The following is a 13,706-nucleotide window of genomic DNA, read 5'->3' on the forward strand; positions in this document are numbered from 1 at the left end:
ATATGTCTATTGATTTGTATTGATGACGTCATACTTTTTATTTATTTGGTTTACATGTTAGGTGGCTGAGTTGAATCGTCAAGTATCAAAAGCACTTCTTCCTGAATTAATGACACAAAAAGACAAATGTTGGCAACAATTCTGTGAGCAATACCCAAATCTGAGCCAAGATTTTATTCGTGATGCAAGCACTGTGCAATTAAGTGATTTTCAAAGTGCGCTTGCGATGAGTGACTTTATTTACCGAAGTGCCTTACAGGCACCGGAAATTGTCATTAACTTATTTTTGTCTGGCACTATTTATGATGTTGAAGCATTGGATTACAAATCGCTTCTAGCATCACAAACTTCGAATTGTGACACCGAAGAGTCATTGCATCGTATATTACGTTTGTTTCGCTTACAGCACATGGTCGCTTTAGCATTTGCTGATTTACTTTTAGACATTCCGTTACAAACATCCTTACAACGACTTTCTAGCTTAGCTGATGAATTGATTCTGGCCGCGTTAGATTGGTTGTCAAAGTTTTGTTACCAGAAGTGGGGCAAACCTACAAACAATCTTGGCAAAGTGCAGCCGCTGCTCGTTTATGGGATGGGCAAGCTTGGTGGAAAAGAGCTAAATTTTTCTTCAGATATTGATCTTATTTTTGTTTACCCAGACGCTGGAGAGACGCAGGGGGGCAGACGCACTTTAGACAATCACACGTTTTTTACTCGTTTAGCGCAAAAGCTTATCAGTGCGTTACATCAAAAAACAGAAGATGGATTTGTTTATCGAGTTGATATGCGACTTAGGCCTTTTGGTGACAGTGGGCCGTTGGTTTTGAGCTTCAATGCGATGGAAGATTATTACCAAGAGCAAGGCCGTGATTGGGAACGCTATGCCATGTTAAAGGCTAGGCTTATTGGTGAAGGTGAGTACCATAAAGTACTGTCGAGTATGTTAAGACCTTTTGTTTTCAGGCGTTACATTGATTTTAGCGTGATAGACAGTTTGCGTCGTATGAAAATGATGATATCACAAGAAGTACGCCGTAAAGGATTAGTTAATAACATTAAACTTGGCGCTGGTGGCATTCGTGAAATTGAATTTATTGTTCAAGTATTTCAGTTAATTCGAGGCGGTCGTGAAAAACCATTGCAAGAGCGCAACTTACTGACTGTATTGCCTTTATTGGTTGAACACCAAACGATTGATGAAACCACTAAAAACGTGCTTGTTAATGCATACTGCTTTTTAAGACGCCTGGAAAATATCATTCAGGCACTGGATGATCAACAAACACAAACCTTGCCTGAAAAACCGCTCGACCAAATACGTATTCTTCAAGTGTTAGGCTGTGACCAGTATTCGTCATGGCAGGCATTGTTATCTCACTTAGATGACTTGATGACCTCGGTACATCAAGAGTTTATTTTACTTATTGGTGAAGAGACGCCTCACCATGAGTCGGAAGATATATCTTGGGCCGCGCTTTGGGACAGTAATTGGGAACAAGCTGATGGTGAAGAGTGGATTGCCACGGAAAAGCCGAGCTGGGATGCCAGTACTATTTGGCAATTACTTAATAATTTTAAACAAGAGGTTAGCAAGAAGTCAGTTGGTGCAAGAGGTAGGCAAGTACTTGATAAATTGATGCCATTGGTAATTAATCATATTGCAAAACTTAATGCCGATCATATTTGTTTGGAAAGGGTACTTTGGATTTTAAGTAAAGTTGTCACTCGTACTGCATACATAGAGTTATTGTATGAAAATGAAGGGGCATTAAAGCACTTAGTTAAGTTATGTAACGCTAGTCGATGGCTTGCTGAACATATCGCTAAATATCCAATCATTTTAGATGAGTTAATTGATCCTCAATTGCTCAATAACCCACCGGCACTTGACGCCTATAAAAACGAGTTAAGGCAACAGCTATTGCGTGTTCCCGAAGACGATCTCGAAGCACAGATGGAAAGCTTGAGACAGTTTAAACAAGCACAGCAGTTAAGAATTGCTGCGGCAGATATCGTTGGTGTTATGCCTATTGCCAAGGTCAGCGATCATTTAACGGCACTTGCTGAAGCAATCACCAATGAGGTTGTTGCTATTGCTTGGATGCAAATGGTGGAACGATATGGCCGACCTAAAAGCTTAGCACCTGACGATACTGGCTTTGCGGTTATTGGTTACGGCAAGTTGGGGGGAATTGAGTTAAGTTACAGCTCTGATCTTGATTTGGTGTTTGTTCATCAATGTGACCTAAATGATGTAACTGACGGGGTAAAAGAGGTAAGTGCCAGCCAGTTTTACTTAAAGTTAGCACAACGCATCATGCATATATTTAACATCAATATGACCAGCGGTATTTTGTATGAATTAGACATGCGATTAAGGCCATCTGGCAACTCAGGTGTGTTGGTGGTGAGTTTAGATACTTTTGGACAATATCAACTTAACGAAGCATGGACTTGGGAGCATCAAGCGCTAGTGCGTGCTAGAGCCATTTACGGCAGCGCTGGAATCAAAGGGGCTTTTGAAACGATAAGACAACAAGTGTTATCTCTACCTAGGAATGTTAGCAAGTTGAAAAATGATGTTGTTGAAATGCGGCAAAAAATGCGAGACCACTTAGACAAGTCAACCGAGCAAAGTTGCGATATAAAGCAAGGAAATGGGGGCATGGTTGACGTTGAGTTTTTAGCGCAGTTTATGGTTTTGGCACATTGTCATCAATATCCGCAACTATCAGTTTACTCAGATAATCGACGAATATTTAGTCAATTAACTACGTTAAATGTTATTTCAAAACAAGAGCGAGACCAATTAATTGAAAGTTATAGTCAACTGAGGGATCTTGCCCATAAAGCGAGCTTGCAAAACCAAGACAATAGCTTGCCCTTGGAACAATTTGACCAACTTGCTCAGCCTGTGGTTTCGGTTGTTAAAAAGTATATGTTTGATTAAATCTTCACATAAACAATATCGCGGCTTAGTAATCTCGGCCGCGATTGTTACGTGGTAGCTTAGTGCAGTTTTCATCTAGATAAGACATTACCCTGTCTATCAAAACGATGCTGCGATGCTGGTAACAAAAATATACAGATAGGCCGTTTTGAAAGTGGCCTTCAATAGCTTGCCCCAGTTGATACGCCGTATCTATGATATCTTTGTTCACTCGAAAAGGGTCTTTGATCAAAAAGTCACGATTTAACCACCAAATGACGTCTAGTCCTTCGTCCTCTGCATAAGCTAACAATTTTTGATGTAGGGTATCGGGCGGCCTAAAAGGACGATTTTCCACTTCACTGCGCCAATTTTTCAGTAGTGGCCTCACCATTTTGCGTTTGGCTTCAAGAATTTCTTCTAAATCACCTGACGGATCAGGTAAATAAACAATGTTGTTTCTAACTCTAGGTCCGTCGCTAGGATCATCGCTACCTCTGAGATTCGCGTAAAAGCGAGACAAACCTTCAGCTGCGGCATTGCTTTGTTTATCACTTAAACTTGGCTTACTATACTTGGGCTGCTCAGTTTTGGCTGGCTCTTCCTCTGCGCCTGTAAGTAGGTCAGTACTGGATGTGCCAAAAAGCTCTTCTTCATTGGCAATTAAATAAACAGCCAAAGCAATTAATATCGCGGCAAATACAATGTTTTTTATCCAAAACAACATAGTAGCTCTCTCAAACGCTCTAGGGTTTATTTTTAATACAATAAATATACCATAATAAAAAATTGCTATTTATACAATGACGGAGCTTCTGGATCAGGTCTAGTTTTAAATCGACGATGCAGCCACATGTATTGTTCAGGTTTATATAAAATAGCTTGTTCTAACTCTTGATTTATACGAATTACATCTGCTTCATCATCTTTACTTGGGAAGTTTTCCAGCATAGGTTTTATTTCAATGGTGTAGCCTGAACCGTCGTCATTACGTGTTGGTATAAGCATATGACATTGCGTGTTTTTATTGCGCGCAAATATTAGTGTGCCCGTTGTTGTTGCTGCGTCTGGTACGGCAAAAAACGGTACAAACAAACTTCGATTTCTTCCGTAATCTTGATCGGGTAGGTACACACAGGTTTCACCATCATTTAAGGCTTTTAGTAAGCCCTTTACGTCTCGTTTACCTAACATATATTTATTGGATCGCCCGCGTCCTCTAAATTGGAAATACTCCATTAGTGGATTGTTATGTGGACGATAAAACACCACCATAGGATGACCTGTACCTATGCCACGACAGTTTATTTCGACACTTAGGTAGTGCATTGCCAATAAAAGTACACCTTTGCCCGCTTTATGTGCTTCTTCTAAGTGTTCTAGTCCTTTCACTTTTACTTTGCGTTTTACTCGCCATTCAGGCCACCACCAACCCATGCCAGTCTCTAAAAGAGCAATACCTGTATTTTCGAAGTTCACCTTTAAAATACGTTGAACTTCACCCGCTGGCATGTCAGGAAAACATAACTCTAAGTTACGTTTGGCGACATGTCGGCGTTTTTTACCTATACGATACAATAAACGCCCAATGGCACGGCCCAAAACCAATTGCAGTTTGTAGGGCAACCACGAAATGGTATAAAGGACAATCACCCCTAACCAAGTAGGCCAGTATTTGGGTAAGAGAAAAGATAATTTAAAATTTGGCTGTAAAACTTTATTTTTACTCACGGGGAGATGTCAACTCATTGAATTTGATATGTTACACTTACCGTCATTATATCGTTTATGGATTGCAGGATGAAAGTAGATATTCCGGCTTTTAAAAATGCCAGTGTTTTAGTCGTTGGTGACATTATGTTAGATCGCTATTGGTACGGGCCAACTCAGCGTATTTCTCCTGAGGCGCCAGTGCCTGTTGTGAAAATAGATCAACATGAAGATCGCCCAGGTGGTGCGGCAAACGTTGCATTAAATATTGCCTCTATTGGCGGAAAAGTGTCTTTGGCTGGAATTACCGGCGAAGATGAGGCGTCACAAACCTTAGCAACTAATCTAAATGCGATGAATATAGCTTGTCGTTTTGTTTCTGATAAGCAAGTACCTACTATCACAAAGCTAAGAGTAATGAGCAGAAATCAGCAGTTGATTCGTCTGGATTTTGAACAGTCTTTAGCCCAGGTTGATAAAAGTGCACTTGAGCAAAGTGTTGAACAACTTGTCGCTCAACATGACGTATTGTTGCTATCAGACTACAACAAAGGCACCTTATCTAACGTTGAAAGTTTAATCGCACTAGCTAAAAAACATAATGTTCCTGTAATTGTTGACCCTAAGGGTACTGATTTTAGTAAATACAAAGGTGCGACTATTATTACGCCGAATATGTCGGAGTTTGAAACAATCGTTGGCGCCTGCCAAAACGAAGCTGATATTGTTGAAAAAGGTCAGCGATTGTTAGAGTCACTCGATCTTGATGCCATGTTGATTACGCGCAGTGAACAGGGCATGACATTATTGCGTAAAGGCCAAGAAGAGTTCCACTTACCAACGCAAGCTAAGGAAGTGTATGACGTAACTGGCGCTGGTGATACCGTTATTGCAACCCTTGCTCTGGCCATTGCTGCTGATGCTGATTTACCACAAGCCAGTGCGCTATCAAATGTAGCTGCGGGGATTGTTGTCGGTAAGCTAGGTACATCAACTGTTAGCGAAGCTGAATTGATCAATGCACTGATGACTGGTCAAGAGAGCGGCTTTGGCGTGGTGACTGAAGATCAGTTAAAAATTGCTGTTGAATTAGCAAAAGCTCGGGGTGAAAAAATTGTCATGACCAATGGCTGTTTTGATATTTTACACGCTGGGCATGTTTCCTATTTAGGCAATGCTGCTGAATTAGGAACACGCTTGATTGTTGCTGTTAATGATGATGCTTCTGTTAAACGATTAAAAGGAGCTGGCCGTCCTGTCAATGCTGTAGATCGTAGAATGGCGGTACTTTCTGGCCTTGGCGCGGTTGATTGGGTAGTGCCGTTTTCAGAAGACACACCTCAGCGATTAATTGCCAATATTCTGCCTGATATCTTAGTTAAAGGTGGTGACTATAAGGTCGAAGATATTGCGGGGGGCAAAGAGGTTATTGCTGCTGGTGGGCAAGTGAAAGTGCTTAACTTTGAACAAGGTATTTCTACAACAGAAATCATAAATACCATTCGTCTAGAAGATTAATCCGTAAAATCACAAGTGTTAGCTTGTTTGAACGCTAATACTTGTGTTCTTTAACATTTTTTAACCATTCTTTATTAGGCTTTTGTAAACCTATCATATAGTGTCATTAATCAATACTTCGAATAAAAACACGTAAAGGGATTGGTTGTTATGCGTCAGTTAGCCGAAAACATTTGGATTGTAGATGGAGCGCCTGTTCAGTTTCTCGGGTTTCCATATTCAACAAGAATGACAGTTATCCGTCTTTCAAATGGTTTGTTATGGATTCATAGTCCCATCAAGTTAACTGATGATCTCAAGTCCTTTATTCAACAGTTAGGTGAAGTAAAATACTTGATTGCGCCGAATCATCTTCATCACTTATTTTTATCTGACTGGCAAGAAAGTTTTAACGTCGAGCTTTATGGCACAGATGAAGTAATTAAAAAGCGAAAAGATATCAGCTTTGATGGCTCCTTAAATGAACAACGAGCCTGGCCTTGGCAAGATGACATAGTTCAGGAAATGTTTACTGGCTCTCCCGCTATGCAAGAATGTGTGTTTTTTCATCAATTGTCGAAAACTCTAATTGTGACCGATCTAGTAGAAAACTTTTCACCACACACCTTTAGTGGTTGGCGTAGATGGGTTGCTAAGTATGCTGGCATACTTGCGCCACACGGTAAAATGCCTATTGATTGGCGACTAAGCTTTATGTTCGGAAAATCTAAAGCTAGAAAGCATTTTTCAACCATTATGTCATGGCAGCCACACATATTGGTGATGGCACATGGTGAGGTTATTGAACAGCAAACGGAGCAGTTTTTAATGCGCTCATTTAATTGGTTAAACTAAAAACGTTTTCATTAAAAAAGGAGCCATCGGCTCCTTTTTTACTTTAATAGATATGCAATTAACTAGCTGCTTTTAAGCCTTGGTTAATCGCTTGAATATCGTTTTCGCTAATTGTACCACCAGCGCGTTTTAAGTTTAAAATCGCTTGGATGTAGTTGTAACGTGTAGATGATAAGTTACGCTTAGCGTTATACAAGTTACGTGTACTGTTTAATACGTCAACAATGGTACGAGTACCAACTTCAAAACCTGCTTCTGTTGCTTTTAATGCACTTTCCGCTGAGATAACCGATTGCTCTAACGCTTTAATTGCTGATACTGCCGCAATTACTGTGTTGTAAGAGTTACGTGCATTTCTTACTACGTCGCGATGAGTACGTTGTAAGTCTTGGCTGGAAGAAACAAAGTTACTTTGGGCTTTGCGCACAGAGCTGGTGATTGCACCGCCAGAGTAAATAGGTACTGATAATGTAATACCTAAACTTTCTGACTGTGTTTTGCTCGTGATATCAGTGAAATTGTTTTCATTATCTGAACGAGAGATTTTACCACCAAGTGAAAGTGACGGATAATGGCCAGAGCGTGCAATGTTGATATTTTCTTTGGCAATATCAACACCTATTTTTTGAATAATCAAATCAAGGTTTTTGGCTTCAGCGGTTTGTTGCCATTCGTTTGCACTATCAGGTGACGGGCGAGACACACTGAATTTTTCAGTATCTAATACTTTTAAGTCACGTGGATAAACGTTAGTGATGACACGTAACGCTTCTTCTGCATTAAAAACAGCGTTTTCTGAACGAATAACTTGTGTTAATGCGTTATCAAACTCAGCTTGTGCTTCAAGTACGGCTGTTACCGCCGTTAAACCAACAGAGTGACGTTGTCTTGTTTGCTCAAGTTGACGTTCAATTGCCGCTTTTTCCGCTTCTGCAAATTCAAGATCGTCTTTAGCTTGCAAAACATCGAAGTATGCTTTGGTTACTCGAGTGATCAAATCTTGCTTAGCCGCTTGATAAGATAAATCAGATTGGTGTGCAGATTTTTTAGCGTTATCAAGTTTTAACCAGTTATCGTGCTTATATAGGCTCATGCCAAAGTTAAGTGACAGTGAAAAACCATCACTATCTGTTGTTGTCGCACCACCACGAATTTTACTTTCATTGTGTAAGGTATAGCTACCAGAGCCATCTACGCTAGGTAAAAGAGCAGAACGTGCTTGAATAATATCTTCTTTTGAAGCGTTATATTGAGCTTCAGCTTTTAAAACGACAGGGTCATTAGCCTTGGCTAGTTCATATGTCGATAATAAATCTTGTGCATAGGTTACTGCGCTCGAAGCAGCACAGGCAATGCCGATAATGATCGAGGTCATTGTTTTTTTCATGTTTAAGCAATTCCTTTGATATGCTAGTAGAGCTTATTGTAATTATATTTTTATCCTACCTTGACACAGGTTTGAGCTAAATAAAATAAGTGTTTACCAAGGCATTCTAGTGTAACAAAATGTGTACTACTAGATCGAATTACCTTTAATGTACCTGATATTTAATCGTATTTACATGATGAAAAAAAAATTTAATTCAAATTCTTTATTAAGATTTAATCGAAACGACTTTACCATTCACAACATTAAACGCTGTTTTCAAGGTTTTTTTGCTGTAGATGAGTATCACGTTTCACATAAAAAATACCAAGGTGGTGAAACTGATGTATTAATTCGTGAAGTATTTGAACGCGAAGATGCTGTAGTGTTAATCCCTTATGATCCAGTTGCAGATACTGTGGTACTTATAGAGCAATTTAGAATTGGTGCAGTGAGATATGGCGGTAATCCTTGGTTGTTAGAATTTATTGCTGGCATGTTTAAAGAAGGGGAACACCCTGAGGGAGTTGCGATTCGTGAGGCAAAAGAGGAAGCTAATTTGGACATCAGTACAAATAGCCTACAAAAAGTCATGACTTACTTATCAACTCCTGGTGGAGTGAGTGAAGCAATTCATTTATTTGTTGCAACTGTTGATTCAAGCAATGTTAGTGGTGTTTATGGCTTAGAAGAAGAGTCGGAAGATATATTGACTCATGTGGTTTCAAGAGAGCATGCGCTATCCTTATTAAAGGAAGGAAAAATTACTAATGCTGCCACGGTAATTGGGTTACAATGGCTGGCCTTGAACTATAAGGAACTCCAGCAAGCTAGTTAAAAGAAAGAGATGACAACTTTGGTGAATAATAATATGCCTTATCGTCCCAATTTGAGTAATCTGATGGGGTTGTGTGAGGTTAATTACATGATGTTATTGCGCTTACTTGCCGATAAAGAGCAAGTAGGGCAGCGTCGTGAGTTTTATATCTCAGACTTTCTCTCGTATCGTATTGATGTTGATGAGGTCACCAAATATACGTCGCTTATCACAATGAGCCAAGATGCTGATATAGGTGGTACAAAGTTATCTAAATTTTTACGCCCGAAAATGGTTATCCGTTTGTATCACGACGCTAGAATGGCAGAAGTGATAAAAAACCAAGATATTGGACGTATTCATCCTCGTTACGACTATCCAAACAATAAAATGCATTTACCTGACGAAAAACAGCAAATCAATCAATTTTTAAAAGAGTGGTTGCAGTTGAGTTTGCAGTTAGGGCAAACCAAAGTTGACTTAACGTCTCATAGTTAGCAGTTTATGTCTGATACTGTTTATTTTGCACAATTTTCTGACTGTCATTTGTTTGCTGACATTGAGCAATTGCATTGTGGTGCCAATGTATTTGGTAACTTAGTTAAAGTGCTAACTACAATTAATCAAGATGTAGATATTTCATTTTTAGTTTTTACTGGTGACCTAACTCAAGATCACACTAAAACATCTTATCTAAGATTTGTTGAAGCATATCAACAAGCGGTCACTCGGCAATTACCTTGTTATTTTGTTGCTGGAAATCACGACGACTTGGCATTGCTTGAACAAACATTCTCGCAGGGGCCTTTTAGTGCGACTCGCACTATAAATTTAGCTCATTGGCAAATTCAATTAGCGAGTAGTAAAAGTGATACACCAGCAGGTTTGTGGCACGAGAATGAGCAAAATCGTGTTGTTAGTAAAATAGATAAGAGTAAACAGCAAATATTGATGATGCATCATCATTGTGTTGATGTGGGGTATTTTATTGATCGTCATGGTCTACAAAACCAAGAAACCTTTTATGACTTTTTGGTAGCTCGCCCAGAAATAAAAGCGGTGTTTTGTGGCCATGTACATAATGCAATATCAACTTCTATTCCCAAAGCCAATATCCCTTTATATAGCTGTCCTGCAACTTGTCTGCAATTTGACAAATCAGCTGATACTGTGGCTAATGCGGGTATCGGAATTGGCTATCGTAAAATAAGCTTGTCGGCTGATAACTATGCAACACAAACCTTTTTCATTGAAGCTTAATTTATGAATAACCTTTTATACATTCATGGTTTTAACTCTTCACCAAAGTCGCTGAAGGCTGAGTTGACCAAATCCTACATTAAAGAGCAGCAACTATCGGTAAATTTTTATTGTCCTCAAGTAGCGAGTTCACCTAAGGCAGCGATACAACAATTAGAGGAAATCGTTGATAGTGAACCTAGCGCAAATTGGTGTTTTGTCGGTTCGTCACTTGGAGGCTATTTTGCCAGTTATTTAGCCGAAAAATATAGCGGTAAAGCTGTATTAGTTAATCCTGCGGTTCGCCCCTTTGAGTTACTAACTGACTACATCGGTGAGCAAACTAATCCCTACACTGATGAAGTTTATCAGGTAAAACCAAGTCATATGGACGATTTGGCCGACTTGTATCAACAAAATATTGCTACACAAAATTACATGGTCATGGTACAAACAGCAGATGAAGTGCTTGACTATAGGCAAGCGGTTGACAAATATCATAATACCCAGCTCATAGTCCAAGAAGGCGGCGACCACAGTTTTATAAACTACTCAGCCATGTTACCCTCTGTGATGCGCTTTTTAGCATTGCAGTAAACCATATTCACCACACAATAATGACTAATTAATATCATGAGTGAACAATATAATTCAGATTCCATTGAAGTCCTAAGTGGCCTTGATCCCGTTCGACACCGTCCTGGTATGTATACCGAAACTAATCGCCCGAATCATTTGGGGCAAGAGGTTATCGATAACTCTGTGGATGAAGCACTTGCCGGCTATGCACAAAATATCACGGTAATACTTGATAAAGATCAATCGCTTGAAGTAATTGACGATGGTCGAGGCATGCCGATCGATATTCACCCTGAAGAAGGGGTGAGTGGTGTTGAATTAATATTTTGTAAATTGCATGCGGGCGGTAAGTTCTCTAATAAAAATTATCAATTCTCCGGTGGTTTACATGGGGTGGGTATTTCGGTTGTTAACGCCTTATCAAGTCGTGTTGATGTGTCGGTACGCCGCGATGGTAAAGTCTATGAAATGGCGTTTGAACAAGGTGAAAAAGTAGAAGAACTGCGTGAAACTGGCACTGTAGGTCGAAGAAATACTGGTACACGTGTAAAATTCTGGCCTGAAGCAAAATATTTTGACTCGCCAAAGTTTTCTGCCAAAAGGTTGATACATCTACTAAAAGCCAAGGCGGTATTATGTCCAGGCTTAACCATTAAGTTTTATGATAAAAATGAAAATGAAAAATATAAATGGTGTTATGAAGATGGCCTATGTGACTACTTAAAAGAGTCAATTAAAAACTATGTTAGCCTGCCAGAAGAGCCTTTTGTTGGTAAATTTTCTTCAAATAATGAAGCTGCTGATTGGGCGGTGACTTGGTTACCCGAAGGTGGTGAATCAATTGGCGAAAGTTATGTTAACTTGATCCCAACAGTACAAGGTGGCACACACGTTAATGGTTTGCGCCAAGGCTTACTTGAATCAATGCGCGAATTTTGTGAATTCAGGAATCTTGTTCCGCGAGGAGTAAAACTCACGCCTGATGACGTATGGGATAAATGTTCCTTTATTTTGTCAGTGAAGCTGCAAGATCCACAATTTGCTGGTCAAACTAAAGAGCGTTTGTCGTCACGTCAGTGTGCTGCGTTTGTTACTGGTGTTGTTAAAGATGCTTTTAGTTTGTGGCTAAATGAACATACTGAAATTGCAGAAGCGCTTGCTGAATTTTGTATTTCAAACGCCCAGCGCCGTTTAAAAGCGGCGAAAAAAATCGTTCGTAAAAAAGTCACTCAAGGCCCTGCGTTACCCGGTAAGTTAACCGATTGTGGTAGTCAAGATATCGCACGCACAGAATTGTTTTTAGTGGAAGGGGACTCGGCTGGTGGAAGTGCTAAACAAGCACGTGACCGAGAGTTTCAAGCGATCATGCCACTACGTGGAAAAATATTAAATACGTGGGAAGTCGAATCAGGTCAGATCTTAGCGTCACAAGAAGTGCATGATATTTCAGTGGCTTTAGGTATAGACCCTGATTCTGCAGATTTATCAGGGTTACGTTACGGTAAGATATGTATCCTTGCCGATGCTGACTCTGACGGCCTTCATATCGCAACATTGTTATGTGCTTTGTTTACCCAACATTTCTTGCCACTTGTACAAGCCGGCCATGTTTATGTGGCGATGCCGCCATTGTATAGAATTGATGTAGGCAAAGAAGTGTATTATGCACTTGATGAAGATGAAAAAAATGGCATTTTAGATCGCATAGAAGCTGAGAAAAAACGTGGTAAAGTCAATGTGCAACGTTTTAAAGGGTTGGGCGAAATGAACCCACTGCAATTGCGTGAAACGACCATGGACCCGAATACTCGCCGTTTAGTACAGCTAACTGTAGATGAGTACGATGAAACCATGGAAGTGATGGACATGTTACTGTCGAAAAAACGCAGTGGTGACAGAAAAGAATGGCTTCAAGAAAAAGGCGATGAAGTTCAGGTGGTTTAACAAGTTTTAACTGGTGTCATTTGAACTTTCAATATAATCCTTTAGAAATATGTTTAGCCTCAGATACCAAGGTCTTTGAGGCTAACCTTAAAATACTCGCACAATATCCCATTGAGCATATTGAGTTATGTGCATCAATGTCAGTTGGCGGTTTAACCCCAAAATACGAACAAATAACCCATACCAAGTCTTTTTGTCCGAATGCTCGCTTGATGTGTATGATCAGGCCTCATGCCAATAGCTTTGTATATAACCAAGATGATATCAATCTGATGTTGAAACAAATTCGATTGGCCAAGCAGTGCGGTGCTGACGGGGTAGTGTTTGGAGCATTAACTAAAGACAGTCTGTTGGCTGAGCAACAAATAAAGGTCTTGTTAGAGTGTGCAAAAAGTTTAGATCTCAAGACCACATTTCATCGTGCATTCGACGCGGTTAAACACCCAACAGACGCTATAGAAAAGCTAGTGTCGTGGCAGTTTGATCATATTTTGACTGCTGGCAGTTTGTGGGAGGAGCAGGTTGATTTAATAAACAACATGTCAACCATAGAACAATACCTTCGCCAATTATCAAACGATTGCCAATTGATCGTTTCAGGTGGCTTAGCGAAGGAAAATCTCAGCGCCATTTTACCCAAATTAAGCAAATACCAAGGTCGCTATTTATTACACAGCTATTCCGGTGTTTTAACAGACAATCGTATTGATGAGGAAAAGCTAAACGCTATTTTAACGATGACACGCGCTTAGCTTTTTTGCGTTATT

General features: G+C 39.8%; 12 protein-coding genes. 9 read left to right on the top strand and 3 right to left on the bottom strand.

Features of this window, described 5'->3' with window-relative positions; translation table 11 throughout:
• Positions 1-70: 70 nt before the first annotated feature.
• On the top strand, positions 71-2,953 hold the full coding sequence (gene glnE, locus IE199_RS05500) for a bifunctional [glutamate--ammonia ligase]-adenylyl-L-tyrosine phosphorylase/[glutamate--ammonia-ligase] adenylyltransferase (RefSeq protein WP_229854543.1): 2,883 nt from the start codon (positions 71-73) through the stop codon (positions 2,951-2,953).
• A 25-nt stretch (positions 2,954-2,978) separates the two neighbouring features.
• On the opposite strand, the gene IE199_RS05505 is transcribed toward glnE, so the two are convergent.
• Positions 2,979-3,659, bottom strand: coding sequence for a TcpQ domain-containing protein (locus IE199_RS05505; protein WP_189768083.1), 681 nt, complete (start codon positions 3,657-3,659; stop codon positions 2,979-2,981).
• 65 nt (positions 3,660-3,724) lie between these two features.
• On the bottom strand, positions 3,725-4,663 hold the full coding sequence (gene lpxL / locus IE199_RS05510) for an LpxL/LpxP family Kdo(2)-lipid IV(A) lauroyl/palmitoleoyl acyltransferase (protein ID WP_189768085.1): 939 nt from the start codon (positions 4,661-4,663) through the stop codon (positions 3,725-3,727).
• A gap of 69 nt (positions 4,664-4,732) precedes the next feature.
• Between lpxL and hldE the strand changes: the two genes are divergently transcribed.
• The gene (gene hldE, locus IE199_RS05515) at positions 4,733-6,160 is read left to right on the top strand and encodes a bifunctional D-glycero-beta-D-manno-heptose-7-phosphate kinase/D-glycero-beta-D-manno-heptose 1-phosphate adenylyltransferase HldE (protein ID WP_189768087.1); all 1,428 of its coding nucleotides are present in this window, start codon (positions 4,733-4,735) and stop codon (positions 6,158-6,160) included.
• A 150-nt stretch (positions 6,161-6,310) separates the two neighbouring features.
• On the top strand, positions 6,311-6,994 hold the full coding sequence (locus IE199_RS05520) for a DUF4336 domain-containing protein (protein WP_189768089.1): 684 nt from the start codon (positions 6,311-6,313) through the stop codon (positions 6,992-6,994).
• 58 nt (positions 6,995-7,052) lie between these two features.
• Here the strand turns inward: IE199_RS05520 and tolC are convergent, their stop codons facing one another.
• The gene (gene tolC / locus IE199_RS05525; protein WP_189768091.1) at positions 7,053-8,381 is read right to left on the bottom strand and encodes an outer membrane channel protein TolC; all 1,329 of its coding nucleotides are present in this window, start codon (positions 8,379-8,381) and stop codon (positions 7,053-7,055) included.
• Positions 8,382-8,556: 175 nt separating this feature from the next.
• Between tolC and IE199_RS05530 the strand changes: the two genes are divergently transcribed.
• The 6 genes from IE199_RS05530 (at position 8,557) to IE199_RS05555 (ending at position 13,691) form a co-directional block, all read left to right on the top strand.
• Positions 8,557-9,198 (top strand): NUDIX domain-containing protein, encoded by a 642-nt coding sequence (locus IE199_RS05530; protein ID WP_229854544.1) that lies wholly within the window; start codon positions 8,557-8,559, stop codon positions 9,196-9,198.
• Positions 9,199-9,285: 87 nt separating this feature from the next.
• The gene (locus tag IE199_RS05535; RefSeq protein WP_229854545.1) at positions 9,286-9,675 is read left to right on the top strand and encodes a DUF1249 domain-containing protein; all 390 of its coding nucleotides are present in this window, start codon (positions 9,286-9,288) and stop codon (positions 9,673-9,675) included.
• A gap of 6 nt (positions 9,676-9,681) precedes the next feature.
• A complete protein-coding gene (locus IE199_RS05540; RefSeq protein ID WP_189768095.1) occupies positions 9,682-10,437 on the top strand; it encodes a metallophosphoesterase in 756 nt (251 codons plus the stop codon).
• A gap of 3 nt (positions 10,438-10,440) precedes the next feature.
• Positions 10,441-11,013, top strand: coding sequence for a YqiA/YcfP family alpha/beta fold hydrolase (locus IE199_RS05545; RefSeq protein ID WP_189768097.1), 573 nt, complete (start codon positions 10,441-10,443; stop codon positions 11,011-11,013).
• Between the two features lie 36 nt (positions 11,014-11,049).
• On the top strand, positions 11,050-12,939 hold the full coding sequence (gene parE / locus IE199_RS05550) for a DNA topoisomerase IV subunit B (protein WP_189768099.1): 1,890 nt from the start codon (positions 11,050-11,052) through the stop codon (positions 12,937-12,939).
• 20 nt (positions 12,940-12,959) lie between these two features.
• Positions 12,960-13,691, top strand: coding sequence for a copper homeostasis protein CutC (locus IE199_RS05555; protein WP_189768101.1), 732 nt, complete (start codon positions 12,960-12,962; stop codon positions 13,689-13,691).
• Positions 13,692-13,706: the final 15 nt, after the last annotated feature.

The organism is Thalassotalea marina (genome assembly GCF_014656435.1).
Taxonomy (GTDB): Bacteria; Pseudomonadota; Gammaproteobacteria; order Enterobacterales; family Alteromonadaceae; genus Thalassotalea_C; species Thalassotalea_C marina.

Coding starts and splice junctions, on each gene's coding strand:
- IE199_RS05505 (WP_189768083.1), bottom strand. CDS start 3,659: ATGTTGTTTTGGATAAAAAACATTGTATTTGCCGCGATATTAATTGCT.
- hldE (WP_189768087.1), top strand. CDS start 4,733: ATGAAAGTAGATATTCCGGCTTTTAAAAATGCCAGTGTTTTAGTCGTT.
- IE199_RS05520 (WP_189768089.1), top strand. CDS start 6,311: ATGCGTCAGTTAGCCGAAAACATTTGGATTGTAGATGGAGCGCCTGTT.
- tolC (WP_189768091.1), bottom strand. CDS start 8,381: ATGAAAAAAACAATGACCTCGATCATTATCGGCATTGCCTGTGCTGCT.
- IE199_RS05530 (WP_229854544.1), top strand. CDS start 8,557: ATGATGAAAAAAAAATTTAATTCAAATTCTTTATTAAGATTTAATCGA.
- IE199_RS05535 (WP_229854545.1), top strand. CDS start 9,286: ATGATGTTATTGCGCTTACTTGCCGATAAAGAGCAAGTAGGGCAGCGT.
- IE199_RS05540 (WP_189768095.1), top strand. CDS start 9,682: ATGTCTGATACTGTTTATTTTGCACAATTTTCTGACTGTCATTTGTTT.
- IE199_RS05545 (WP_189768097.1), top strand. CDS start 10,441: ATGAATAACCTTTTATACATTCATGGTTTTAACTCTTCACCAAAGTCG.
- parE (WP_189768099.1), top strand. CDS start 11,050: ATGAGTGAACAATATAATTCAGATTCCATTGAAGTCCTAAGTGGCCTT.